Genomic DNA, 25,808 nt, shown 5'->3' with positions numbered 1-25,808 from the left:
AAGGGTAAGCTTTTTTTATCGCTAAAATTTATTGTTGAATGTCGCATCCCGGTGCATTTTTTCGTATCCCTTCTAAACCATACTTTACACAAACATGAAATTACATTTAACCTTGTCGTCCCTGCTATTATTGGCATGTTTTAAATTGTCCGCACAAACAAACGCTATTCAATTTGGCATCAGGGCGGGCGTAAGCAGCACCTGGTTATCCCGGACGCCCGGCACGGATGTGCAGATCCGCGATGCCGAAAAAAACGGGTCCGGCTATTTCGCCGGGGCCTTTGCCAGCATTAATGTCAACAGGTTTTCGTTGCAGCCGGCTATTATTTTCAATTCATTAAGCAGTAAAACTACCGAAGAAGTTTTAAGCGGAGATATTGTTTACCGGATGTATGGCAAATGGCGTTTATATTATATCCAGGTGCCGGTTAACCTGGTTTATAACATTCCGGTTCATGGAGGCAAATTTTATCTGGGCGCCGGGCCTTATATTGGTTGGGCTTTGTCAGGCAGGTTTACACCGGCAAGCAACGAATCGCCAGGGCAATCATCTCCCGCCGACTTTAGCTTCAAAGCCAAATTCGGCAGTGATGACAGGAGCAATTTTAAATCTTTCGACTATGGAGCCAACGTAGTCGCCGGCTTTGAGTTTGATAACGGTTTAATGATTAATGCGGTTCATAATTTAGGGCTTGCCAATATCGAGGTTGGTAATTACCCGTACGAGAAAACCAGGACCCGGAGCCTGGGCATTGCTTTAGGGTATAAATTTTAGTGAAGCTTTTTAGCTCAATTTTGCAAACCAGACCTGCCAACATACTTGTTTTACCTTACACTCCATGTAGCAGATGTTAACCTCATTCAAAACTTTCATAGCCGAAATTTGTATTTCAACTATGAAAGCATTGGTTTTTGAGCAGGCAGGCAATGCCGCTGATGTGATACAACTGAAACATTTAGCCTACCCCAAACCGGCTTCCGGCCAGTTGCTCATCAGGGTGAAGGCTTGCCCTGTACACCCGGCCGACCTGCTTTTTATTGCCGGAAAATACCGCTATCAGCCAGTGCTGCCCCAAATAGCGGGACTGGAAGGCGCCGGTTATGTTGAAGAAGCCGGACATGACAGCATTATCCCTAAAGGAAGCCTGGTAGCTTTTAGTAAAATAGGGGCATGGGCACAATATGTGGTAGTTGACGAGCAGGACGTGGTATTATTGCCCGATACCTTCCCATTAGCAAAAGCCGCGCAATTATTACTCAATTCGTACACCGCATATGGTTTAATAGAGGAAGCAAAAGTTAAAAGCGGCGATTGGCTGCTGCTTACCGCGGGCCATTCTACAGTATCGCGCATAGTGATACAGCTTGCCGCCGAAAAAGGTATTTGTGTTATAGCCACAGTACGCGATGAGGCGCAAAAGCAAGAGTTATTAGCTTTAAAAGCCGAGGAAGTAATAGTTCCCGAACCCGGTAAGCTTAAGCAGGTTATTGATGAAATTACCAAAGGCAAGGGCATCAAAGCGGCACTTGACGCGGTAGGCGGGGAACTGGCTACTGAAATAATATCCTCATTATCGCCCGGAGGGCACCTTATTGTTTATGGTTTGCTTGATCCACAGCCGGCTGCCTACCTCAACGCCGAAGTCGTGTTTAAAAACCTGGTCATTAAAGGTTTTGGTGTGAGGGGATATGTGGCAGGACTTTCGCTCGAAGAAAAAACTCAGATGATCAGTCATTTAGTACATTCCATTGGCAGGGCCGAGTTTCAGCTTTCCCCATCGGCAACTTATACAGTTGATGAGTTTGCGCAGGCTTTTGCTTATGATAAAGGGGGGAAGGTTTTATTAGCGTTTTAGCTGCAAATAGTTGTATTAAATAGTTAAACAAATCGTAAATTTAGCATTAAGCGCACGGGTCTCGTACGTACCTAAATTGTTTGTTATGAAAACTATATTAATACCGGTAGATTTTTCCGACACCAATACCAATGCTATAAAATATGCAGCCGACATGGGTTGTGATATGCCGGTAAAGAAAATTATACTGCTCAAAAGTTATTATACATCGGTATATGAACAAATCCTTCCTTCGCCCGATTTTTTACTGATAAGCGCTGATGATATTGAAAATGAGCGGCAAAAAATAGAAGTTCAGCTTAAGGAACTCATGAAAAAGCTGAAAAACCGCTGCCACGAAAATATTGAGATAGAAACGGTAGTTAGCACTGAGCCTATCGTTAGGGCTATACACAATGTAGTTGAAGATCAGCACCCCGACCTGATGATAGTTGGCGGCGATATGGGGCATGAGTTAAGTATGATTGGCGAACAGATTATCGAAATTGCAAAAAGCAGTCCGGTAAAAGTATTGGTTATTCCGCCCGATTGTAACTATCATAAAATAGAACAGGCACTGGTACCCTGTGATTTGGAAGCCGTAGCCCGGCTCGGCGTTTTAAAAGGCCTTAACACGTCGCACAGCTGGCTTAACCCAAAGCTAATGCTCCTGTATGTCGACCCGAAGAAAAAACATATTGGCCGGGAGGCCGAATTTGAAGCATCAGTAAAACAGCTGGTTAATTGTTATGAATGTAAGCTTCACTATTCGGAGGATAAAAATATTGTACGGGGCATACTCAATTTTGCTACAGAACAGCAAGTACAATTGATCATTGCCCTGCCGGGCAAACACAGCTTTTTTTATAATTTAACCCACAGCAGCATAACAGAAGCTTTGTCTTTAAATGCCAGGCACCCGGTATTGATACTTAAATAAATATTTGTATCGACTTTATCACCTTGTCTTTTAAGTTTGCGTCTTAATGAATTGTTAATTTTTACCGCAAACAGATGAGCATGTATAAACTCAAAGTAATAACATCAACCGTACGTCCGGGTCGTAAAGGGCCTGCAATAGCAAAATGGATAACTGAGGCTGCCAACAGCCATGGTTTCGAGGCTGAAATGATTGACCTTGGTGAACTTAACCTCCCCCTGATGAATGAGCCTGTTCATCCTGCCCTTAAGCAATACGAACACGACTATACCAAACAATGGAGCACTAAAATTGAAGAGGCGGATGCCTTTATTTTCGTAACTGCCGAATATAATTATAGTTATCCTGCCCCGCTTAAAAATGCAATTGAGTACTTAGTACACGAGTGGGCTTATAAGCCAAGTGGCATTGTAAGTTATTCTATAGGCCCTTTTGCCGGAGTAAGAGCAGTTATGAGTTTAAAAACCGATTTGCTCTCACTAAAAAATGTAGCCCTTGCCGAAATGGTAAATATCCCTCAGCTAAATCAGTTTGTTGACGAGGACAATAACTTTATGGCGGATGAAAGACTGGATAAAAATGCCAAAATTATGTTCGACCAATTGGTAAGGTGGACAAAGGGTATGAAAGCGATTAGAGAAGATAAGTTTTAAATAACAACACAGCTTTAAGCAGCCTGGGTTTTGTATTCCTGATAGTGTAAACAGAAAAGCTTTGACAGATTCATGTCCTGTAAATCTTGGGGTTCACAATGATTTAACGCTGTCGTTAAGTCTTGCTAAAACCTTTCTGTTTATATTTAGTTAAGTAGTCATTTATAATTAGCTTACTTAATTAAAAGCATGGAAAATTTTACAATGCTGCAGTTTTTTGAATGGTATTACCCCGCCGGAGGCAGATTGTGGAATCAGTTAAAAAATGATGCAGAAAACCTGAAGAAAAAAGGGATCGATTCGGTATGGCTTCCGCCGGCTTATAAAGCGGCAAGCGGGGGGCTCTCGGCCGGGTACGATGTTTACGATATTTATGATCTTGGCGAGTTTGACCAGAAAGGTACAATCGCCACAAAATACGGCACCAAACAGGAATATCTCGACGCCATAGCTGCGGCGCAAAAAGCCCAATTAAAGGTTTATGTTGATGTGGTACTTAATCATATGGGCGGTGCCGACGAAATAGAAAAGGTGAACGCCCGCAAGGTTGACCCCGCCAACCGGAACGAGTTTATTAGCGAGGTTTACGAAATAGGTGCATATACAAAATTCACTTTCCCGGGCCGCAAGGGAAAATATTCCAAATTTATATGGGACTGGCAGTGCTTTTCGGGTATTGATTATGATGCCTATAAAAAGGAAACGGCCATATTCAGCATCCAGAACCAATATGGTGAAGGTTGGAAAGATGTACTTGACGACGAAAACGGCAATTTTGATTACCTTATGCTTTCAGACATTGACACCCGTAACCCAAGCGTACGGGAGGAACTGAAAAAATGGGGCAAATGGTATTTTGAAACCGCAAAATTTAATGGCTTCAGGCTTGATGCCATTAAACATATGGATCATGGCTTTTACAACGAATGGCTTGATTATATGCGCAATGAGTTTAAGCAGGAGTTTTTTACTGTTGGTGAGTATTGGGCTTTCGATTTGCCCAAATTATTAAAATACATTGAGGTGACCGAAGGGCGCATGTCGCTTTTTGATACCTTACTGCATGATAACTTTCATCATGCTTCGAGGGCCGGGAAGGATTATGACCTCACCACTATTTTTGATAATACACTTGTGAGCGTAAAGCCCGAACTGGCAGTTACACTTATCGAAAATCACGACACCCAGCCGCTGCAGTCGTTGGAGCAACCAATCGATCAATGGTTTAAGCCTTTGGCCTATGCGCTGATCCTGCTGCGTGAAGCCGGTTACCCATGCGTTTTTTATGCCGATATGTACGGCGCAAAATATACAGACAAGGGGGGCGACGGTGAAGATCATGAAATAGAGCTGCCTGTAGTAACCGAACTGGAAACCATGCTTTATGTAAGGAAAAACATGGCTTACGGAACTCAGCGCGATTATTTTGACCACCCTAACTGCATAGGCTGGACGCGTGAAGGCGATACCGATCACGAAGATTCAGGTTGTGCCGTAGTGATTTCAAACAGTGAGGATGGTTTTAAGGAAATGGAAATTGGGGCAGGGCATGCAGGCAAAGTGTTTGTTGATTACCTTGATAAACACGATGGAGAAGAGGTAGTGATCACTGCCGATGGCTGGGCCGAGTTTAAAGTGAAGGCCGGATCGGTATCGGTTTGGGGAATTAAGAAGTAATTTCTGTTAAACGGGGTGAACATTTTATACATTTGTTCACGCCGTAATATATACGCTATGAAATACGAAGAAATCCCCCTGGTAAATAATGAGGCCATCCACAATTTTGAATTGACGGTTGAAGGCTACCGTGCTTTTATCGACTACAAAAAAAAGGACGATAAAATTTACCTCATCCATACCGAAGTGCCGGTTGAGCTGGAAGGCAAAGGCGTGGCATCGGCCATTGTTGAAAAAACATTCAACTATATCGAACAGAATAACCTGAAACTGGTGCCGCTTTGTGTTTACGTGGTATCATACCTGAAACGCCACCCCGAGTGGTCCCGGATATTGGCTATTGCTCCCGGTCATTAACTTATGCTGGTTTTAGTTACGGGCTCATCCGGCAGGTTAGGAGCAGTTACAGTTAAGCATTTGCGGGCGCACGGTCACAACGTTATCGGCATAGACTTGATTGCCGCCGAAACTACCGATGAACAGATTGATATATTAAATAAAGATGCTGTTTTAGCCATCGCAAAAAACACCGATGCAATTATTCATACCGCGGCAATCCACGGTAAACATTATGAACTCAACTACCCCAGGGAAGCGTTCATCGATGTAAATATTTACGGTACGCTCAATTTGCTTAATGCCTGTATTGCTAATGGTGTTCAAAAAATGCTGTATACCAGTACCACATCTATTTATGGCGATGCGATGGTGGATGCTAACCAGGCCGTTTGGGTTGATGAAGAACTGCCTATTAAACCACGGGATATTTACGACATCACCAAGCAAACCGCCGAGCAGCTTTGTAAGGATTTCTTTTACCGCGAAGGCTTGCAAACATCGGTTTACCGCGTTGGTCGTTTCCTGCCCGAAACGGATAACCTCAAACTAAATCACCGACTATACCGCGGCCTCGATGAACGCGATGGTGCCGAAGGCCTCCAATTAGCTTTGGAACAAACTTTTCCAGAGTTCGAGATCTTTAATATCACCAGTAGTTCACCCTTTAAAAAAGATGAGCTTGTGCAATTAAAACAGAACCCGGCAGAAGTGATCATAAAGCACTATCCGCAGGCTAAAGCTATTTACGAATTAAATGGCTGGACATTTCCGAAAAGCATTGACCGGGTTTATGTAAGCAACAAGGCTAAACGGTATTTTGGTTATGAGCCAAAGTTTACGTTTGATTATGTGTTGAATAACCTCGAACTGTGATAAGACTTGCGAAGTTTTCAAAACTTCGCAAGTCTGGTTTTTAATTTAAAGAAGGGTAACCACTCACTAATACGGCGAAGTACTAACCGCCGTCCATCCCCCATCAACTACCAAATTTTGCCCGGTAATGTGCCTTGCATCTGGCGAAACCAAAAACAACACCGCGTTTGCCACATCTTCAACAGTTGCGGCGCGACCCATAGGGGTAATGCGGGCCCAGGTTTTTTGATATCCGGCATCTTCCATCGTGCGCTCGGTAAGGGTGGCACCGGGCGCCACGGTATTCACGGTAATTTGATGTTGTGATAGTTCAACCACCAGGCTTTTGGCCAGCATTTCGAGGGCTGCTTTCGTCATACCGTAAGCTGCGAGGTCCTGATGGGCCTGGTGCCCTGTAACCGAGGACATGAACAGGATGCTGCCCCCGCTTTTTTGTTTCACAATTTGCCTGGCTGCCCTTTGCGCCAAAAAGAAACTGCCCTGCAAATTAACATTCATTACACTTTGCAGGGATTGGGCAGGGTAATTCAAAAAATCGCCAAACAAAGTGATCCCGGCATTGGCAACGGCAATGGTAAGTTTGCCATAACGCTGTACCGCTTCATCAACCATTTGCTGTATAAAATCAATGTCCGAAGCATCGCCGGCTATCGGGTAACAATTACCGCCGAGCCCATTAATGGTATCGGATGCCTGAACAGCCAGTTCCTCACTCAAATCATTCAATAATAAATCCGCACCGGCGAGACTTAGCTGTTTAGCTATTTCAAAACCTATCCCTTGCCCGGCACCGGTTATTATGGCTACCTGTCCGCTAAATTTATCAGTTATCATTTTTTAGGTTAATGGTTGGTTAACTAATTGCTGGCTGTCATGGGTAGCATGTCGAAGCATGGTGGGCGGGCCTCTGCGCGCGAGTCTTCGACAGGCTTAGACTGACCGCCCCTCGCTCAAAGCTTATTTGTTATTTTGTCTCTCTCAATGCGAATCCCTTAAAACCTCACTTCCCGAGCCTCCTCTTAAAAAATCAAGATCAGCCCCCAGATGGGCTTGCTCTACATGCGTTTGGTATAAATAAGTGTATCCCCGTTTGCTGATAGTGTTATTTAATGCCAGCTTTGATTTTCTTTCGGCAATTTCTTCATCACTAACCTCAAGGTGCAGTGTACCGGCAGGTACATCAAGTTTAATCATATCGCCATCCTGTACTATAGCCAATGTTCCGCCGATGGCCGCTTCTGGTGATACATGCAGTACTACCGTGCCAAAGCCGGTACCGCTCATCCGCCCGTCAGAGATGCGTACCATATCGGTAATGCCCTGGTCGGCCAGTTTTTTTGGGATCAGCATATTGCCAACTTCGGGCATGCCGGGGTAGCCTTTTGGGCCTGCATTTTTCAATACCAGCACACTGTTTTTATCCACATCCAATGCCGGATCATTGATGCGATGATTAAAATCCTCTATATTTTCAAATACAACGGCCTTACCGGTATGCTGCATTAAGCCCGGGCTTGCCGCCGACGGTTTCATCACTGCTCCATTTTCGCAAAGGTTACCTTTAAGTATCGTTATACCTGCTGTTGGGTTAAAAGGATTATCAACCGGCGCTATCAGTTCGCGGTTAAAACATTCGCTGTTTTCATAATTACGCAATATAGGGTGGCCGCTTACGGTTATGGCACCGCTGTTAAGTTTTTCATGCAGCTCTTTCATTAAGGCCGGTAAACCACCAGCGTAATAAAAATCCTCCATAAAATATTTGCCCGAGGGCTGCAGATTGGCCAGTAAGGGTATTTTGCGGGATGATGTATTGAAATCATCCATACTTAAATCAACCCCAATGCGGCCTGCTATGGCCAGCAGGTGAATAATAAAATTTGTAGAGCCGCCAATAGCCGCATTAACGGTGATGGCATTTTCAAAAGCCTGCCGGGTAAGGATGTCTGAAGGTTTCAGATCTTCATGCACCATATCAACAATGCGATTGCCCGATAGGTGCGCTAATACTTTACGACGAGAGTCGGCCGCGGGGATAGCCGCATTCTCTGCCAGTGAAAGTCCCAGCGATTCGACCATGCAGGCCATTGTTGATGCCGTTCCCATTACCGCGCAATGCCCCTGGCTGCGGGCCATGCAGGCTTCGGCAGTATAAAGGTCTTCATCGTTCATTTGCCCGGTTTGATGATCGGCGAAAAAGCGCCAGATATCCGATGTGCCAATATCCCTGCCCCGGTATTTACCTGTCAGCATGGCCCCGCCCGATACTACTATGGTTGGAATATTTACGCTGCAGGCTCCCATTACCAGTGCAGGCGTGGTTTTATCGCAGCCGCAAAGCAGCACCACGCCATCCAGCGGATTTGCGCGGATACTCTCTTCCACATCCATACTTACCAGGTTTCGGTACAGCATGGCAGTAGGTTTTACCAGTGTTTCGCCCAGCGACATCACCGGGAATTCAACGGGATAGCCACCGGCTTCATAAATGCCGTTTTTTATAGATTGGGCTAATTCCCGGAAATGGGCATTGCAGGGTGTAAGCTCTGACCATGTATTGCAGATGCCGATCACCGGCTTCCCCTGCAACTGATGTGCCGGGATGCCCTGATTTTTCATCCAGGCGCGATATATGAAGCCATCCTTGCCCTTTTTACCAAACCATTGCCGGCTCCGTAGCGGTTTTTCCTCCATTATATAAGATGTATTGTGTTTTGAATTGGTTGTTTAACAAATATAGATTTCTATAAATCGTTTTAGGCATTGGAAATGAAAAGTTAGAGAAATAGTGTGCCGGAGGTAGACAAGTCATCGTTGGCAGAGTTTCCGGCGGTTGTCTTCCTAAGTATATAGCAGAGGTTGCAACTGGATAAGTTATTTATAGACCGGATAGATGTTGATGACTCGTGATTTTTGTAAGTATTAATTGTGTGCTCAAAACAGCAAGCTGAATGAGGGCGTTGCCTTCGGCCGGGCTATTCGCTCATACGCCTGCAGGCTTTGCGCTCGTTGGCCGGTATCCGCTGCTATCCCTAACGCCGGTTTTCGAGGCTTGTATAAACTTTTTCTATCTGATGTATAGTATGTTAAGAAGATATTAAGGAAAATAGTAGAGAATAATTTGGAGAAGGCGTAAAAGTGGCTACCTTTGCAGCCCGCAAACGAGGAAGCGAGTTAAGCGGGGTTAGTGCATTGAAAAGGATAGAAAAGTAAAGGAAAAAAAGATTAAAATCTTTTTGTGGGAATGAAAAAAAATCCACACCTTTGCAGCCCGCAAAAGAGGAAAAGAAGAGAGTGAAGCGGGTCTGAAACTTTGAAAAATAAAAAACAAAAAAGTTTTGGAAATAAGAAAAGGTTTTCTACCTTTGCAGACCCAAACGGAAGGGAGCTTGAAAGAGCGAAAGAAGTTGAGGCTGAGCGATTTCAGTCAATAAAAGAAGGAAGAAAGTTAACAATAGTTAATGAGTAGTTCAAAAGAGCCGAAAGCGATTTTCGGGGAAACAAACTGACAAGTTAAGCAATGCGAATTGCGACGACATAATAGCTGATTCGGATGATGAAGCGAAAAAGTTCTTTTAAGAAATGGAAATCATGTAGCGTAACGGGAGGCAAAGTCTAACCAAGGTTAAACTGAGCTGAAGAGTTACAAAAAGAAGAGAGACTGTATAAAGATATATAATACAGATTCTATTAATTAATAATAGGGTCAGTGGTTAAACAAAACATTTTACAATGGAGAGTTTGATCCTGGCTCAGGATGAACGCTAGCGGCAGGCCTAATACATGCAAGTCGGACGGGATTTGGGAGCTTGCTCCTAATGAGAGTGGCGCACGGGTGCGTAACACGTATGTAACCTACCTTAGTCAGGGGGATAGCCTCTCGAAAGAGAGATTAAGACCGCATAACATATTGAAGTGGCATCGCTTTAATATCAAATATTTATAGGACTAAGATGGGCATGCGCAACATTAGCTAGTTGGTGTGGTAACGGCATACCAAGGCGACGATGTTTAGGGGATCTGAGAGGATGACCCCCCACACTGGTACTGAGACACGGACCAGACTCCTACGGGAGGCAGCAGTAAGGAATATTGGTCAATGGACGGAAGTCTGAACCAGCCATGCCGCGTGCAGGAAGACGGCCCTACGGGTTGTAAACTGCTTTTGCAGGGGAATAAACCTTCTTACGTGTAAGAAGTTGAATGTACCTTGAGAATAAGGATCGGCTAACTCCGTGCCAGCAGCCGCGGTAATACGGAGGATCCAAGCGTTATCCGGATTTATTGGGTTTAAAGGGTGCGTAGGCGGCTTTTTAAGTCAGGGGTGAAAGACGGTAGCTCAACTATCGCAGTGCCCTTGATACTGAAGAGCTTGAATGTACTTGAGGTAGGCGGAATGTGACAAGTAGCGGTGAAATGCATAGATATGTCACAGAACACCAATTGCGAAGGCAGCTTACTAAAGTATGATTGACGCTGAGGCACGAAAGCGTGGGGATCAAACAGGATTAGATACCCTGGTAGTCCACGCCCTAAACGATGAACACTCGATGTTGGCGATATACGGTCAGCGTCTAAGCGAAAGCGTTAAGTGTTCCACCTGGGGAGTACGCCCGCAAGGGTGAAACTCAAAGGAATTGACGGGGGCCCGCACAAGCGGAGGAGCATGTGGTTTAATTCGATGATACGCGAGGAACCTTACCCGGGCTTGAAAGTTAGTGAATGTGACAGAGACGTCACAGTTCTTCGGAACACGAAACTAGGTGCTGCATGGCTGTCGTCAGCTCGTGCCGTGAGGTGTTGGGTTAAGTCCCGCAACGAGCGCAACCCCTATGTTTAGTTGCCAGCATTTAAGGTGGGGACTCTAAACAGACTGCCTATGCAAATAGAGAGGAAGGAGGGGACGACGTCAAGTCATCATGGCCCTTACGTCCGGGGCTACACACGTGCTACAATGGATGGTACAGAGGGCAGCTACCTGGCAACAGGATGCCAATCTCTTAAAGCCATTCACAGTTCGGATCGGGGTCTGCAACTCGACCCCGTGAAGTTGGATTCGCTAGTAATCGCGTATCAGCAATGACGCGGTGAATACGTTCCCGGGCCTTGTACACACCGCCCGTCAAGCCATGGAAGCTGGAAGTGCCTGAAGTGCGTAACCGCAAGGAGCGTCCTAGGGTAAAGTCGGTAACTGGGGCTAAGTCGTAACAAGGTAGCCGTACCGGAAGGTGTGGCTGGAATACCTCCTTTCTGGAGCAGGATCTCTGATAGACTCGGAACTGTTCGCTACATGATATTTCTTAAAACACAAACAAAAAGACAAAAGGAAACCCAGAAGATGAAGCCATCTGTGGAATGTGCAAACGCAAGTAAGCACAGGACAAGTGGCAGTAAGCAGTGGCAGCAGCAGTAGGCAGAAAAGTCCTGCAAACTGCAACTGATAACTGCAACTAAAAACAAATAGTCCTGTAGCTCAGCTTGGTTAGAGCACTACACTGATAATGTAGGGGTCAGCAGTTCAAATCTGCTCGGGACTACTATTAAGGCGAAAGGAGGTTAGAGATAAGAGGTTAGGGAACTAATCACTGATCATCGATCTCTGATCATTCATCAACGGGGATTAGCTCAGCTGGCTAGAGCACCTGCCTTGCACGCAGGGGGTCAACGGTTCGAATCCGTTATTCTCCACCAAGTATTCTACAGTAACTATAATATAGGTTACGCTACAGATGAAAACTAACGTTCTTTGACATATTGGAAGAAGTAATTGAAAACAAGAGAAAACAACAGATAGAGACGTTGTACTTGATCAAGAGCTTCAAAGGTAAATAAGTAGCAATACTAATGAACCAATGAACTAATGAACAAATACGACTGATCTAACATAAAGACATACCTTGCGGCGCAAAAGGCGCAAGAGTAGAAGAAAGTAAGAAAGGGTACACGGGGGATGCCTTGGCTCTCAGAGGCGAAGAAGGACGTGATAAGCTGCGATAAGCTGCGGGATTAGCAAATATGAATTAATCCGCAGATTTCCGAATGGGGAAACCTAGTTATTTGAAGAATAACTGCATAAATGCGCTAACCTGCCGAACTGAAACATCTAAGTAAGCAGAGGAAGAGAAAACAATAGTGATTTCCAGAGTAGTGGCGAGCGAAATGGAAGAAGCCCAAACCTGTTATGTTACGGCATAGCAGGGGTTGTAGGACCACAACATGAATATTAAATAGAACCGGAACGGGTGGGAAACCCGGCCATAGAGCATGAGAGCTGCGTACGGGTAATAGATAATAGGATAGTGGTATCCTGAGTACCGCGAGGTCGGAGACGCCTTGTGGGAATTTGCCGGCACCATCCGGTAAGGCTAAATACTCCTGAGAGACCGATAGTGAACCAGTACCGTGAGGGAAAGGTGAAAAGAACCCCGAACAGGGGAGTGAAATAGAACCTGAAACCGTGTACTTACAAGCGGTCGGAGCCTGGAAACGGGTGACGGCGTGCCTTTTGCATAATGAGCCTACGAGTTACTCTTCCCTGGCAAGGTTAAGTGTTTAAGACACGGATCCGAAGCGAAAGCGAGTCTGAAAAGGGCGTATAGTCAGGGGAGGTAGACGCGAAACCTTGTGATCTACCCATGGGCAGGTTGAAGGTGCCGTAACAGGTACTGGAGGACCGAACCGATAAACGTTGAAAAGTTTCCGGATGACTTGTGGGTAGGGGTGAAAGGCTAATCAAACTGGGAAATAGCTCGTACTCCCCGAAATGTTTTTAGGAACAGCCTGGCGGTTGAGTTATAAAGAGGTAGAGCTACTAATTGGGTGCGGGGGAGTCAAATCCTACCAAATCCAGATAAACTCCGAATGCTTTATAATATACGCTGGAGTGAGGCTATGGGTGCTAAGGTCCATGGCCGAGAGGGAAAGAACCCAGACCATCAGCTAAGGTCCCTAAATTATTGCTAAGTTGAACTAACGAGGTCCGATTGCACAGACAGCTAGGATGTTGGCTTGGAAGCAGCCATTCATTTAAAGAGTGCGTAACAGCTCACTAGTCGAGCGATCGGGCATGGATAATAAACGGGCATCAAGCAGTATACCGAAGCTATGGATTCACAGTAATGTGACTGGTAGGGGAGCATTCTATTTGTCGGAGAAGCAGGAAGGTAACTGACTGTGGAGGGAATAGAAAAGCAAATGTAGGCATAAGTAACGATAAGGCGGGAGAGAAACCCGCCCACCGAAAGACTAAGGTTTCCTGATCAACGCTAATCGGATCAGGGTTAGTCGGGGCCTAAGGTGAAGCCGACAGGCGTAGCCGATGGACAACTGGTTAATATTCCAGTACTTTTTATTACTGCGATGCGGTGACGGAGTAGTGACACTGACGCGAACTGACGGAATAGTTCGTTAAAGGCTGTAGGTAAATAAACTGTAGTTAAGTACGCAGATTATGCTGAAAGCTGATAGTACACAGAACCTTCGGGGGATGTGATAGTTCAGGTAATCAGACTTCCAAGAAAACCCGCTAAGCTTCAGGTAATAAAAACCCGTACCGTAAACCGACACAGGTAGTCGAGGAGAGAATCCTAAGGTGCTCGAGTGAATCATGGCTAAGGAACTCGGCAAAATGGCCCTGTAACTTCGGGAGAAGGGGCGCTGGCAGCAATGTCAGCCGCAGTGAAAAGGCCCAGGCGACTGTTTAACAAAAACACATGGCTATGCAAAATCGCAAGATGACGTATATGGCCTGACACCTGCCCGGTGCTGGAAGGTTAAGAGGGGATGTTAGTCGCAAGGCGAAGCATTGAATCGAAGCCCCAGTAAACGGCGGCCGTAACTATAACGGTCCTAAGGTAGCGAAATTCCTTGTCGGGTAAGTTCCGACCTGCACGAATGGTGTAACGATCTGGGCGCTGTCTCAGCCATGAGCTCGGTGAAATTGTGGTATCGGTGAAGACGCCGGTTACCCGCAACGGGACGGAAAGACCCCATGCACCTTCACTATAGCTTAACATTGATATCGGATACAGGATGTGTAGGATAGGTGGGAGACTGTGATCCGGCTTCGCCAGGAGTCGGTTAGTCAACGTTGAAATACCACCCTTTCTGTATTTGGTGTCTAACTCTTCAAAGAGGAGAACATTGTTTGGCGGGTAGTTTGACTGGGGTGGTCGCCTCCAAAAAGGTAACGGAGGCTTTCAAAGGTAAGCTCAGTACGCTTGGTAACCGTACGTGGAGTGCAATAGCAAAAGCTTGCTTGACAGTGAGACAGACAAGTCGAGCTGGGTCGAAAGACGGATATAGTGATCCGGTGGTTCTGCATGGAAGGGCCATCGCTCAAAGGATAAAAGGTACGCTGGGGATAACAGGCTGATCTCCCCAAGAGCTCATATCGACGGGGAGGTTTGGCACCTCGATGTCGGCTCGTCACATCCTGGGGCTGGAGAAGGTCCCAAGGGTTGAGCTGTTCGCTCATTAAAGTGGCACGCGAGCTGGGTTCAGAACGTCGCGAGACAGTTCGGTCCCTATCTGTTGTGGGCGTAGGAAGTTTGAGTGGGGCTGACCTTAGTACGAGAGGACCGGGTTGGACTAACCTCTGGTGAATCTGTTATGCCGCCAGGTGTACTGCAGAGTAGCTACGTTGGGAATAGATAAGCGCTGAAAGCATCTAAGTGCGAAACTAGCCACAAGATGAGACTTCCATTGAGGGTCGTAGGAGACTACTACGTTGATAGGTTATAGGTATAAAGGTGGTGACATCATAGCCGAGTAATACTAATTGCCCGAAGCTTTCTTCAAAGCAGAGATTAGAGGTTAGAGATTAAGAGATTAGTCGCTACCTCTAATCCGAGACAAACAGATAAACAACAAAAGCTGTTGTTTTCTCTTAACTTCAATCACTTCTTTCAATAATATGTCATTTATGAGGCTGAAAGGCCAAAGGATAAAGGCGAAAGGTAAGAAACCTTTAACCTTTTACCTTTAAGTTTTCACCTTAATAAAAAGAAATTCAGGTGCCTATATCGGCGGTGTCTACCTCTTCCCATTCCGAACAGAGAAGTCAAGCCCGCCAGAGCCGATGGTACTGCGGTAAAACGTGGGAGAGTAGGTCGGTGCCACCCTTTATCACCTTCAATGGTGCTACATCGCAAAAGCCTTAGCTAATAACTAGGGCTTTTTGCGTTATTGGCCTTTTGATAAGCTTTTTTTCCCGCCACGCTACTATTCACCCAATAGCCAATTGCAGGCATCGACCCGGTTACAACCCACGGCCCATTTTTATAGGTGTGAAAACTTGTTAAGCCCTGCAGGATAATTGTATATGATAACCAGCTGGTTATAATCCTGCCAAAATCTCCTTACAACCGGATGAGCAGACAGATGTTGGTAATCAGTAAGTTATAGAAATTCATTCCATTAGTAGAATACCCTGTTTTAAACATTTGAACACTGACCATATAGTATCACCATTTTGCTTAAAAGCGCGTGGTAAATTGTATCACTTTTAAGATATACCGAATATCCGGGGCTTATAGTGCCTAGCTGATAATTCGACATTAAAAAAATTACTCCAATTAAAAAAAGTACGCTATATTCACGGCGTCAAATTAAGTGTTAATCTCACACTCAGTATAAACCAAATCAGTGATAGTCATGATGTTTAAACAGTTATCTCATAAAGGCGCAAAAGTTAGGCAATCGATTGCGTGGTTTGTTTTTCTTTTAGCTGGCATGTCTGCCATGCCGGCTATAGCAGTTATTAAATCTTTCAAAAAGGCAGCTGACGGGGTTACTTTCACGCTCGACAAAGGTTTGATGAAAGTGCTTATCCGCAGGGATGATATCATCGAAGTAAAATATACCATCTTTGATGCTTTTGATACCAAGCCATCATTGGTTGTGAATAATAAATGGGTTCAGCGCTCAGCGTACCAGGTTACTGATGGGAAAACCGAGGTGGTTATTACTACGGCAAAGCTGAAAGTAAAGATCAATAAGGCTACCAATGCCATCACCTATAATGATTTGAAGGGTAACGTGATTACTGCCGAAGACAGCGACAATAAATCCATTACTCCGGCAACCATCGCGGGGATCAGCACTTATAACGTTACTACCCAATTTGCGTCGCCTAAGGATGAGGCCCTGTTCGGTTTAGGCTGCCATCCTTTAGATTCCATGTCGATCAATTATAAAGGCCGTAACCAGGACCTGGCTATCAAATATCTTACCGGCGCTATCCCGGTGCTGTTATCAACAAAAGGCTATGGCTTAATGTGGGATAACTATTCGGCCAGTAATTTTTATGGTGCCGAAGCGGACAACACTAAATTTAAATATGTATCCGAAAGCGGTAAGCAGGTTGATTATTTCTTTTTTTACGGGCCGGGCTTTGACCATATCATCGATCTTTATCGAACCGCTACCGGTAAAGCGCCGATGTTTGGTAAATGGGCTTATGGCTTGTTTCAATCGCAAGACAGGTACCTGAGCGAGGACGAAATCCTTACCGTAAAGGATAATTACCGCAATAACCATATCCCGGTTGACGTGATTGTGCAGGATTGGTACTACTGGGACCCATTGCCGATAGGCTCACATGTAATGAAACCGGAACGTTACCCGCATCCGCAAAAATTGGTTGATGCTTTACACGCAGCCAATATCCATGCCATGATCTCTATCTGGCCGGTGTTTGGTAAAGGCACCCCTAATTATGATGCGCTGAACAAAATGGGAGGTTTAACCGATATCACCTGGGATAACGTGGTTACCCATACCTTTGATACTTATTATGATGCCCATAACCCTAAAGCTCGTGAGCTTTACTGGGACCAGGCCCGCGATAGCCTCATTAAACGTTACGGCTGGGATGCCTGGTGGATTGACCAGTGTGAGCCGGATAATGGTGCTTTACTTGACGCCCGTCGTCAAAGCAATTTTGCTATCGGTAAAGGCATTGATTATTTTAATACCTACTCTTTACAGCATACAAAAGGCGTTTACGAAGGCTGGCGCAGGGATATCCCGGGTAAACGTGCTTTCTTTTTGGTAAGGCAGTCCTTTGCCGGCGAGCAACGCAACGCCTCTACGTTATGGTCGAGCGATATTGAATGTACTTTTCATGATTTTAAAGACCAGGTGCCACAGGGCATCAACGCCTGTACCTCCGGCATCCCTTATTGGACGTCAGATATCGGCGGTTATCACTACCACTGGAAACCTGCCGATTGGTCGCAGCCGGATAAACGGGAGTTATTTACCCGCTGGTTTCAGTTTGGTACGTTTTGCCCTATTTTCCGAATCCACGGTAAAGGTGAGCGAGCCATCTTCAGCAAAAACTGGGACGAAAATACGAGGTCGATCCTGCTTAATTTTGACAAGCTCCGTTACCGTTTGATGCCCTACATTTATTCACTGGCAGGCCGTGTAACTAACGATAACTATACCATTATGCGTTCGCTGGCTTTTGATTACCGCGGCGACAGCAAGGTTTACGGTATTCCTGACCAGTATATGTTCGGGCCGGCCTTTATGGTTAACCCGGTAACCGAACAGCTATATACTTCAAGTGATGCAGATAAAAAAGCCAAGGCGCGCCAGGTTTACCTGCCTGCCGCCAGCAAATGGTATAACTTCTGGACAGGCGAACTGCTTGACGGTGGCCAAACCATCAGCGCTGCGGCACCTATCGAGATTTTGCCGTTATATGTAAAAGCGGGCTCAATTATACCAATGGGGCCGGATGTTGAGTATGCTACCGAAAAACCAAACAGCAATATTGAGCTTCGCATCTATCCCGGCGCTGATGCTTCATTTAAGTTTTACGAGGATGAAAACGATAACTACAATTACGAAAAAGGACAATCAGCTACGTTTACATTAAGCTGGAACGATAAAACACGTAAACTTAGCATATCTGACACTAAAGGCCATTTTCCGGGCCAGCTGAAAAGCCGTACGTTTAACATTGTGATGGTTAAAGGCGCCCATGGCTCGGATGTAGCTTTAACAGCTAAGGCTGATAAGGTTGTTAAATATGCAGGTAAAGCGGTGGTAGTGGCGCTATAGTGCGTCATTTGAGTCATTAGGATTTTCTCCCATTATGTCACTATAAGCGTAGCGCGGCAATCGCACGGAAGCATAACCGCTTTATATAACATGCGATTGCCGCGCTACGCTCAATGACATTACTTATTGTTTTGTCCTTTCTTTCCCTTATTCGCTTTCATTTTCAAATTCAGCATCTCTACCAAAACAGAGAATGCCATAGCAAAATAGATATACCCTTTGGGGATATGCTGTTCAAAAGCTTCGGCCAAAAGCGAAACGCCAATCAGCAGCAGGAATGATAGCGCCAGCATTTTTACGGTTGGGTGCTTGTTTACAAACGATGCTACCCCGTTTGATGCCCACATCATAATGCCTACGGCTATAACAACCGCCAGGATCATGATCTCCACATGGTTGGCCATTCCTACTGCGGTGATCACCGAGTCGAGCGAGAAAACGATATCCAGCAGCATGATTTGAATTATGGTACCCCAAAACGAATGTTTCTTTACATTGCCTTCTGCCTCTTCTTCGCCTTCAATTTTATGATGGATTTCGGCGGTGCTTTTGTAAATCAAGAATAAACCGCCGATAATAAGGATAAGATCGCGGCCGGAAATAGCCAGTTTCTCAACCCATTCGGCATCCGTAATACTGAAAATGGAGCTTAGGTTAAACATGGGCGCTGTTAAAGTCATTACCCAACTGATGGATAACAACAGCAGCACACGGGTGATCATGGCCATACCAAGACCAACCCTCCGGCCTTTGCTTTGCTGACTGGCGGGAAGTTTATCGGACAGGATTGAGATAAATACAATGTTATCGATGCCTAAAACAATCTCCAGTAAGGTAAGTGTGATTAAGGAGATCCATGATTCGGCGTGTTCGAAAATTTCAAAACTCATAGGTTGCAGGTATTTGTTTCTTCCCAAAAATAACAAAACCCCTGCCGTTACTGGTAGGGGTTTGCAAAAAATTAGGTTTATAACTGGTTTTTATTCAACTGTAACTGATTTTGCCAGGTTACGGGGCTGATCAACGTTACAGCCGCGCATCACGGCTATGTGATAAGCCAGCAACTGCAGCGGAATGGTTGCCACCAGCGGCACAAACGCCTCATTGGTTTGCGGGATCTCTATCACATAATCGGCCATGCCTTTCACTTCGGTATCTCCTTCGGATACAATAGCAATTACGTGGCCTTTGCGGGCTTTTACTTCCTGTATGTTGCTGATCACCTTTTCGTATGATGAATGTTTGGTGGCAATGAACACCACTGGCATCTCGTCGTCAATTAAGGCGATAGGGCCATGTTTCATCTCGGCGGCGGGATAACCTTCGGCATGGATGTAGGAGATCTCCTTGAGCTTTAAAGCACCTTCCAGGGCTACAGGGAATGAGCTGCCCCTGCCCAGGAACAGGCAATTGGTCGAATCTTTAAACCGGGCTGCAATTTGCCGGATATGTTCGTTTAATTTCAGGGACTCCTGTACCAGGTTAGGGATCTCGTTTAAGCCGGTTAAATATTCAACCATTTTGCTTTGGGTAATTTTACCCCGCTGCTGGGCTATATAAAAAGCTATTAGTGTTAGCACGCTTACCTGGGCGGTGAAGGCTTTGGTGGATGCTACACCAATTTCGGGCCCGGCATGGGTATAAACGCCCGCATGCGTTAAACGCGGAATAGATGCACCGACCACATTACAAATGCCGAAAATGGTAGCGCCTTTTTCCTTAGCCAGTTCAATGGCGGCCATGGTATCTGCTGTCTCTCCCGATTGGGAAATAGCTATCACCAGGTCTTTTTCAGTAATGATTGGGTTGCGGTACCTGAACTCGGAGGCATATTCAACTTCTACCGGCACACGCGCGTATTCTTCAATCAGGTATTCGCCCACCAACCCGGCATGCCAGGAGGTGCCACAGGCTACGATAATGATCCTGTCAACATTTTTAAGTTTCTCGGTGTATTCCTTAATGCCGCCCAACTGAACTTTGCCCTGCTGGGGGTAAATACGGCCACGCAGGCAGTCGCGGATGGAACGGGGCTGCTCATAGATCTCTTTCATCATGAAATGGTCGTAGCCGCCTTTCTCCAGCATTTCCAGTTTTAAGTCCAGTTCCTGGATATAGGGTGTTTGTACCGAATTGTCGATGTTTTTTACCAGCAGGCTTTCGCGGTGTACATAGGCAATTTCGTTATCATTCAGGTAAATTACATTTTTAGTATACTCTACAATAGGTGTAGCGTCCGAAGCTATGAAATATTCGCCTTTGCCTACGCCAATTACCATCGGGCTGCCTTTACGGGCTGCAATAAGCAGATCGGGCTCATCGGCACTCATGATAACGATGGCATATGCGCCTATTACCTTATTTAATGCAACGCGTACGGCGTCTTTCAAATCCAGGCCGGTTGCCTTTTGGATATCCTCAATCAGGTGTATTAAAACCTCGGTATCTGTATCGCTTTTAAAAACGTGGCCTTTAGCTGTAAGTGTTTCCTTGATCACGCCATAGTTTTCAATAATACCATTGTGGATAATGGTAAGCCTCCTGTCGCCCGATGAATGGGGGTGCGAGTTACGGTCGCTCGGTTCGCCGTGGGTGGCCCAGCGGGTATGGCCCATTCCTATTGTCCCCTTCAGGTCAATTCCCTTCACAAAATTTTCAAGGTCCTCAACCTTGCCGGCCTTTTTATAAACTTTAAGGTCATGATCAAGCAGGGCAACACCGGCACTGTCATAGCCCCGGTATTCGAGCCTGTGAAGCCCTTTTATAACGATAGGGTAAGCATCCCTGAATCCTATATAACCAACAATTCCGCACATAAAATAATCAAGTATAAATGTTAAACGCCGCAAAATAAACAGCTATATAACACATATCCGCAATAATTATTTTGATTTTTTTCGAAAATGAGGAAGTTTTGAAATACTTAAAAAAGTATTTTAAGAAGTGTGTTTGTCTTAAACAAAAAAATCCCCTAAGCGGGGATTCTTTTGTTTATTGAGAGATTATCTTACTTGCGAACCTTAGTGTAAATGATGTTCATGCGGATGCTGTAACCCGGGGTTGACTTATCGCTCCCCACTATTACCGTACGGGCTGCCGTTTGTGTTGACGGCGCCACGTCAATACCTGTTGTAGTGTTAACAAGGGTGGTATCAACCGGGGCAATATAAGTACCGTAATCAACAGTTTTTTTACGGATCAGGTCCTGTACAAAAGCTGTAACCAGGAAGTGGTATTCTTTTTTGGTACGATCATAACGGCCGCCAAATAAACTTGTTTGCGAACGCGGGTCGCTTGCGGTGGCGTCTTGTATCAATGTTCTTTGTTTGGCAATATCCAGCCTGTACATGGTAAGCTTAGGTAAAGGCGCATAAGGCACACCTGAGCCTGCACGTGGTGTTATCACAATCTCGGCACGGTTTAATACTACCGATGAGTCAACAAGCTTGTCAAGGCCCGGGAAACTAAGCTTAGCCCTTAAGCCTGCAAGCCCCTGGAGGTAAACCGTATTTTGTGATGTTGTTGTATTATTCAGGGCTGCCTGGATAGTGGTACTATAGGTATGCGTAATTTCGGCAGCTCGGTTAAAGAATGGCAGGGTTACCGATGCCGTATCAATGGCGCTGGATGTTGTACTGGTGGAGGCAGTAACAACCTTATAAAAAACATCAATGTGAGATGATGCGAGATTAAGCTGGATAATACCGCCGGCATCGCTGGCCTGTGCCTTGTCTAATGAAAGGTAAAGGCCTTTTACTGTACTTTGAAAAGTTGTTGGCGATGCAAGTACAGCACCACTTGCATTAAAAAGGTTGTTATAGATAAAGGCTTTACTAAGCGGCACACGTAACTGAGGTGCTACGCGCTGAACGGTATCCAATGTATCGGTACGGATGCGTGCTATGGTGATACTATCATGCGTACGGGCTGTGAAGGTCTTAGAGCCAAGCAAAGTGCCCAGGTCGGCATCCCAGTGGTTGTTGCTGTAATAGGTTTTGCTTTCTACTTTTTGTTGAAGCTGATACACGTTTATTTTATAGCGTGAAGCCAGCGAATCACCATAAAAACCGTCAGAATATCTAAGCACAAGTACAGCCGAGTCAATTGTCAGGGTACCTGCAGGAACAGTATAAGCTGCGCCGTTAGGCAGGTTAACACCTAAAGCAACGATGCTTTTTGTTGTACCGAATACCGGGTCGGTAAAGTTGGCAAGCGGTGTCCGGTTTTGACCCGAGGTAGCCGCGGTATCATCAACAACAGTGTTAATAACGATGTTGGTATCAACTATCAGGTTGCCATTGATCTCGTTTTGATCATTGACGCCCAAACCAATACCATCCTGGCGCTTACAACTGTTCAAAATAAAAAGACTTATTAACAGGGTCAATAAGTCTAATCGGAAAAATTTCATATATAATATTAAGTCTTATGCAACATCCACCAATTCGTCGTTGGTAATTTCGTCGTAAAAATTGTAATAATTTTCGAAATCTGCGGTAGAATCAAATTCTAAAACCGATTTATTGCTGTTTTTAACATTATTTAACACATCTGCATCAATATCAGGGCTGCCCAAAACAATACCGTCTGAGTAGTGGATTGCACCGGCATACAGCGCCGAATTGGTGCCGCCTTTGTAAGGCGCCACATGTTGCTCGTTCATATTGCTCATGATGGCTTTTGTAGCAAAGTCATTGTGCAATTGCTCTTTAAAATCATTTTCATAAATAGAGTAAATGATTTTTGAGTGCTTAAATGTTGGATCGTCTTTGTAGGTTGTTTTCAGATAAGCAGGCACAAGCGCGCTCATCCAGCCATGGCAATGGATCACATCCGGCGCCCAGCCTAATTTTTTAACAGTTTCTAATGCACCTTTGCAAAAGAAGATCATACGCTCGTCATTGTCGGCGTAAAATTTACCTTCCTTGTCTGCAAACACATGCTTACGCTGAAAATATTCTTCATTATCCAAAAAATACACCTGCATACGCGCCGCCGGGATAGATGCTACTTTGATGATCAGCGGGTTATCATTATCGTCGATAATAATATTCATACCCGACAACCTGATCACTTCATGAAGCCTGTTCCTGCGCTCATTGATATTGCCGAAACGCGGCATAAGGATACGGATCTCGTAACCTTTCTCCTGCATGGCCTGCGGAAGTTGGCGTGTTATTTCAGCAATTTTTGTGAGTTCAAGGAAAGGGGACATTTCATGAGTTATAAACAAAAGCTTAGATTTACCCATCACTAAATCAGTATTTAAAATGTAAAGAAGTCAAAAAATTTGAGTTTGCAAATATAACTATTATTATATAAACTGCCAACGAATTATGCAAGTAACTTTTGGTTATTTTTAATCAATTGTACACCTTTGCCAAATTTTGTAACACCTATTACGTTGAAAATATTCAGCACTAAAAACGAGATAACCGATTATTTTAACCGTAAGCCGGTAAAAGTAATTGGCTTTGTACCAACCATGGGCGCATTGCATAAAGGGCACCTGGGTTTAATTGAACTGGCAAAGCAGCAAAGCACCCAGGTTGTTTGCAGCATTTTTGTAAACCCCACTCAGTTTAATGACCCCAAGGACCTTGAAAAATACCCCCGCCCCATTACTGACGATATCCGCCGCCTTGAGGAAGTTAACTGCGATATTTTGTTTAATCCGCAGGTTACCGAGATGTATGCTGATAATGAAAAATGGCATTTTGACATGGGCGATCTGGAATACCTGCTGGAAGGAAAATTCAGACCCGGGCATTACCAGGGAGTTACTCAGGTAGTAAATAAGCTGTTCAATATTGTAAAGCCCGATATCGCTTTTTTTGGGCAGAAGGATTATCAGCAGTTTATGGTGATTAATAAAATGGTTGAGGTGCTGGAGATGCCCGTTAAGCTGGTGATGTGCCCGATTGAGCGTGAGCCCGATGGCCTGGCCATGAGCTCAAGGAACATCCACCTAACCCCGTATGACAGAGAACACTCGCTCATTCTCTCCAAAGCACTTAACTGGGTTAAGGAAAACTTCGATATTAACAAAATTGACACCCTGCAGCAGCAGGCAGCTCAAATGATCAGCAACGAACCCGGTGTTGAGCTGGAGTATTTTGAAATAGCCGATGGCAAAACATTGCATCATGCCACACCCGCATCCGAAACTATTGTTGCCCTTGTTGCAGCACGCGTAGGTAAAACAAGATTGATTGATAATGTGTTGATTGGGAAGGAGCTTATGGTTCATAGATCATAGTTCATGGTTTGATCGTTTTTTATCTGTTCTGGGGCGGTAACCGCTTAATTTCCATTTAACTGTAAACTTACTGCCATGAACCATTAACCATCAACTATGAACTTGTTCCCATGAATTAAATATTCCTAACTTTGCGCCATGATAATTGAAATATTAAAGTCCAAAATTCACCGGGTTAAGGTAACGCAGGCGGAGTTGAATTACGTGGGCAGTATCACTATTGATGAAGACCTGATTGAGGCTGCAAATATCATCCCCAACGAAAAGGTTCAGATAGTGAACAATAATAACGGCGCCCGCTTTGAAACCTATGTTATCAAAGGCGAACGCGGAACAGGCACTGTATGCCTTAACGGCGCTACTGCTCGCCTGGCACAGGTTGGCGATATCGTGATCATTATGTCATACGCCTACATGGAGGTTGAAGAAGCCCGGAATTATGAGCCTATTTTAATATTTCCCGATTCGGATAATAAATTGATTAAGTAAATTTTTTGTGAGGTCCCCGGTTTAATTAGCCGGGTACGATCCAATTCCTAATGATACTTTCAGGCTGGCATCAGTTGCCGTCGCTTTACGCAGGCGGTAAACCATCCGGATGCGCACGCTTGGCTGGCGCACCAGTTCGTCTAAAAAGTGAGAGTTGTCAATGTCAAGTACTATGCTGTTGCCGGCATTGGGGCTTATATCTTTACGTATAGCCACCATCACCTCTTCACTGCCATCGTTTTTAGCCATGTATACCCTTAATGACGCTATATTGCCAATGTTATAATCTGATGGGTCGCTCGACTGCAGTTTGGCTGATATGATGCGTACCTCGCTTATCCTGCTGGCATTATTGCCATCTTTAGTAAAATCCTGGTCAAAGCTGTTACCCGTGCTTATTGCAGTTTGCGCCTCATCAACTTTGGCCGACGCCGGAATAACCATGGTTGCAGTATATGGAAATGTTGATTTAACAACTGATTGCAGCATGGCGCAGCTGCCAAAAAATAAAATAGCCGCAAGCAATATAAAAACAGGCTTCTTTATCATAGTTCTTAAATATAAAAAGTATTTGCGGTTTCACGCAATTACAGGTTCAATTGGAAATTACAGGCCGGTCTGCAAGTAAATATAGTGAGATTTTACGGAAATAGTGAGCCTATTGTTTTAAG

General features: G+C 45.0%; 18 protein-coding genes, 2 tRNA genes and 3 rRNA genes. 16 read left to right on the top strand and 7 right to left on the bottom strand.

Annotated elements, in window-relative coordinates:
- Window positions 1–94 precede the first annotated feature (94 nt).
- From DIU38_RS24100 to DIU38_RS24070, 7 genes are all read left to right on the top strand, one after another.
- On the top strand, window positions 95–775 hold the full coding sequence (locus DIU38_RS24100; protein ID WP_112653307.1) for a porin family protein: 681 nt from the start codon (window positions 95–97) through the stop codon (window positions 773–775).
- 121 nt (window positions 776–896) lie between these two features.
- Window positions 897–1,856 (top strand): zinc-dependent alcohol dehydrogenase family protein, encoded by a 960-nt coding sequence (locus DIU38_RS24095; protein WP_167516264.1) that lies wholly within the window; start codon window positions 897–899, stop codon window positions 1,854–1,856.
- An 85-nt stretch (window positions 1,857–1,941) separates the two neighbouring features.
- Window positions 1,942–2,775, top strand: coding sequence for a universal stress protein (locus tag DIU38_RS24090; RefSeq protein WP_112653305.1), 834 nt, complete (start codon window positions 1,942–1,944; stop codon window positions 2,773–2,775).
- Window positions 2,776–2,855: 80 nt separating this feature from the next.
- Complete coding sequence (locus tag DIU38_RS24085; RefSeq protein WP_112653304.1) at window positions 2,856–3,428, top strand: NADPH-dependent FMN reductase; 573 nt, start codon at window positions 2,856–2,858, stop codon at window positions 3,426–3,428.
- 189 nt (window positions 3,429–3,617) lie between these two features.
- Entirely contained in the window at window positions 3,618–5,105 is a 1,488-nt protein-coding gene (locus tag DIU38_RS24080; RefSeq protein ID WP_112653303.1) for an alpha-amylase, read from the top strand.
- A 57-nt stretch (window positions 5,106–5,162) separates the two neighbouring features.
- Window positions 5,163–5,462, top strand: a complete 300-nt coding sequence (locus tag DIU38_RS24075) for a GNAT family N-acetyltransferase (protein WP_091176545.1) — start codon at window positions 5,163–5,165, stop codon at window positions 5,460–5,462.
- 3 nt (window positions 5,463–5,465) lie between these two features.
- Window positions 5,466–6,317, top strand: coding sequence for an NAD-dependent epimerase/dehydratase family protein (locus DIU38_RS24070; protein WP_112653302.1), 852 nt, complete (start codon window positions 5,466–5,468; stop codon window positions 6,315–6,317).
- Window positions 6,318–6,383: 66 nt separating this feature from the next.
- Here DIU38_RS24070 and DIU38_RS24065 read toward each other — a convergent pair whose 3' ends face one another.
- Both DIU38_RS24065 and DIU38_RS24060 read right to left on the bottom strand, forming a co-directional pair.
- A complete protein-coding gene (locus DIU38_RS24065) occupies window positions 6,384–7,151 on the bottom strand; it encodes an SDR family NAD(P)-dependent oxidoreductase (protein WP_112653301.1) in 768 nt (255 codons plus the stop codon).
- A 144-nt stretch (window positions 7,152–7,295) separates the two neighbouring features.
- Complete coding sequence (locus DIU38_RS24060) at window positions 7,296–9,011, bottom strand: IlvD/Edd family dehydratase (RefSeq protein WP_112653300.1); 1,716 nt, start codon at window positions 9,009–9,011, stop codon at window positions 7,296–7,298.
- Window positions 9,012–9,630: 619 nt separating this feature from the next.
- On the opposite strand from DIU38_RS24060, the gene DIU38_RS33210 reads away from it, so the two are divergent.
- From DIU38_RS33210 to DIU38_RS24030, 7 genes are all read left to right on the top strand, one after another.
- Window positions 9,631–9,786, top strand: a complete 156-nt coding sequence (locus DIU38_RS33210) for a hypothetical protein (RefSeq protein WP_167516263.1) — start codon at window positions 9,631–9,633, stop codon at window positions 9,784–9,786.
- A 260-nt stretch (window positions 9,787–10,046) separates the two neighbouring features.
- Window positions 10,047–11,567: ribosomal RNA gene (locus DIU38_RS24055) — 16S ribosomal RNA — on the top strand.
- A 212-nt stretch (window positions 11,568–11,779) separates the two neighbouring features.
- Window positions 11,780–11,854: transfer RNA gene (locus DIU38_RS24050), tRNA-Ile, on the top strand.
- A 78-nt stretch (window positions 11,855–11,932) separates the two neighbouring features.
- A tRNA-Ala gene (locus tag DIU38_RS24045) sits at window positions 11,933–12,008 on the top strand.
- Between the two features lie 231 nt (window positions 12,009–12,239).
- Window positions 12,240–15,116, top strand: a 23S ribosomal RNA gene (locus DIU38_RS24040).
- 211 nt (window positions 15,117–15,327) lie between these two features.
- Window positions 15,328–15,439, top strand: a 5S ribosomal RNA gene (rrf, locus tag DIU38_RS24035).
- The 16S, 23S and 5S rRNA genes sit together here with 2 tRNA genes alongside, the layout of an rRNA operon.
- A 532-nt stretch (window positions 15,440–15,971) precedes the next feature.
- The gene (locus tag DIU38_RS24030) at window positions 15,972–18,389 is read left to right on the top strand and encodes a glycoside hydrolase family 31 protein (RefSeq protein ID WP_112657251.1); all 2,418 of its coding nucleotides are present in this window, start codon (window positions 15,972–15,974) and stop codon (window positions 18,387–18,389) included.
- Window positions 18,390–18,508: 119 nt separating this feature from the next.
- Here the strand turns inward: DIU38_RS24030 and DIU38_RS24025 are convergent, their stop codons facing one another.
- From DIU38_RS24025 to DIU38_RS24010, 4 genes are all read right to left on the bottom strand, one after another.
- The gene (locus DIU38_RS24025; protein WP_112657253.1) at window positions 18,509–19,279 is read right to left on the bottom strand and encodes a TerC family protein; all 771 of its coding nucleotides are present in this window, start codon (window positions 19,277–19,279) and stop codon (window positions 18,509–18,511) included.
- 90 nt (window positions 19,280–19,369) lie between these two features.
- Complete coding sequence (glmS, locus tag DIU38_RS24020) at window positions 19,370–21,205, bottom strand: glutamine--fructose-6-phosphate transaminase (isomerizing) (protein WP_112657255.1); 1,836 nt, start codon at window positions 21,203–21,205, stop codon at window positions 19,370–19,372.
- A 191-nt stretch (window positions 21,206–21,396) separates the two neighbouring features.
- Window positions 21,397–22,749 carry a DUF4270 family protein gene (locus tag DIU38_RS24015; protein WP_167516262.1) on the bottom strand — a complete coding sequence of 451 codons (1,353 nt, stop codon included), beginning with the start codon at window positions 22,747–22,749 and terminating at the stop codon, window positions 21,397–21,399.
- A gap of 66 nt (window positions 22,750–22,815) precedes the next feature.
- The gene (locus DIU38_RS24010; protein WP_112657259.1) at window positions 22,816–23,640 is read right to left on the bottom strand and encodes a glycogen/starch synthase; all 825 of its coding nucleotides are present in this window, start codon (window positions 23,638–23,640) and stop codon (window positions 22,816–22,818) included.
- 126 nt (window positions 23,641–23,766) lie between these two features.
- Between DIU38_RS24010 and panC the strand changes: the two genes are divergently transcribed.
- Both panC and panD read left to right on the top strand, forming a co-directional pair.
- Window positions 23,767–24,648 (top strand): pantoate--beta-alanine ligase, encoded by an 882-nt coding sequence (panC, locus tag DIU38_RS24005; protein WP_243770674.1) that lies wholly within the window; start codon window positions 23,767–23,769, stop codon window positions 24,646–24,648.
- Between the two features lie 138 nt (window positions 24,649–24,786).
- On the top strand, window positions 24,787–25,137 hold the full coding sequence (gene panD, locus DIU38_RS24000; protein ID WP_090534618.1) for an aspartate 1-decarboxylase: 351 nt from the start codon (window positions 24,787–24,789) through the stop codon (window positions 25,135–25,137).
- Between the two features lie 21 nt (window positions 25,138–25,158).
- Here panD and DIU38_RS23995 read toward each other — a convergent pair whose 3' ends face one another.
- Window positions 25,159–25,686 (bottom strand): hypothetical protein, encoded by a 528-nt coding sequence (locus DIU38_RS23995; protein WP_112657263.1) that lies wholly within the window; start codon window positions 25,684–25,686, stop codon window positions 25,159–25,161.
- Between the last annotated feature and the right edge of the window lie 122 nt (window positions 25,687–25,808).

The sequence above is a fragment of the Mucilaginibacter metallidurans genome, from assembly GCF_003286435.2.
In the GTDB taxonomy this organism is placed as follows: domain Bacteria; phylum Bacteroidota; class Bacteroidia; order Sphingobacteriales; family Sphingobacteriaceae; genus Mucilaginibacter; species Mucilaginibacter gossypii.
The sequence above is the reverse complement of the archived record's forward strand: the minus strand, read 5'-3'. Positions and strand labels throughout refer to the sequence as shown.

Coding starts and splice junctions, on each gene's coding strand:
- DIU38_RS24100 (WP_112653307.1), top strand. CDS start 95: ATGAAATTACATTTAACCTTGTCGTCCCTGCTATTATTGGCATGTTTT.
- DIU38_RS24095 (WP_167516264.1), top strand. CDS start 897: ATGAAAGCATTGGTTTTTGAGCAGGCAGGCAATGCCGCTGATGTGATA.
- DIU38_RS24090 (WP_112653305.1), top strand. CDS start 1,942: ATGAAAACTATATTAATACCGGTAGATTTTTCCGACACCAATACCAAT.
- DIU38_RS24085 (WP_112653304.1), top strand. CDS start 2,856: ATGTATAAACTCAAAGTAATAACATCAACCGTACGTCCGGGTCGTAAA.
- DIU38_RS24080 (WP_112653303.1), top strand. CDS start 3,618: ATGGAAAATTTTACAATGCTGCAGTTTTTTGAATGGTATTACCCCGCC.
- DIU38_RS24075 (WP_091176545.1), top strand. CDS start 5,163: ATGAAATACGAAGAAATCCCCCTGGTAAATAATGAGGCCATCCACAAT.
- DIU38_RS24070 (WP_112653302.1), top strand. CDS start 5,466: ATGCTGGTTTTAGTTACGGGCTCATCCGGCAGGTTAGGAGCAGTTACA.
- DIU38_RS24065 (WP_112653301.1), bottom strand. CDS start 7,151: ATGATAACTGATAAATTTAGCGGACAGGTAGCCATAATAACCGGTGCC.
- DIU38_RS24060 (WP_112653300.1), bottom strand. CDS start 9,011: ATGGAGGAAAAACCGCTACGGAGCCGGCAATGGTTTGGTAAAAAGGGC.
- DIU38_RS24030 (WP_112657251.1), top strand. CDS start 15,972: ATGATGTTTAAACAGTTATCTCATAAAGGCGCAAAAGTTAGGCAATCG.
- DIU38_RS24025 (WP_112657253.1), bottom strand. CDS start 19,279: ATGAGTTTTGAAATTTTCGAACACGCCGAATCATGGATCTCCTTAATC.
- glmS (WP_112657255.1), bottom strand. CDS start 21,205: ATGTGCGGAATTGTTGGTTATATAGGATTCAGGGATGCTTACCCTATC.
- DIU38_RS24010 (WP_112657259.1), bottom strand. CDS start 23,640: ATGGGTAAATCTAAGCTTTTGTTTATAACTCATGAAATGTCCCCTTTC.
- panD (WP_090534618.1), top strand. CDS start 24,787: ATGATAATTGAAATATTAAAGTCCAAAATTCACCGGGTTAAGGTAACG.
- DIU38_RS23995 (WP_112657263.1), bottom strand. CDS start 25,686: ATGATAAAGAAGCCTGTTTTTATATTGCTTGCGGCTATTTTATTTTTT.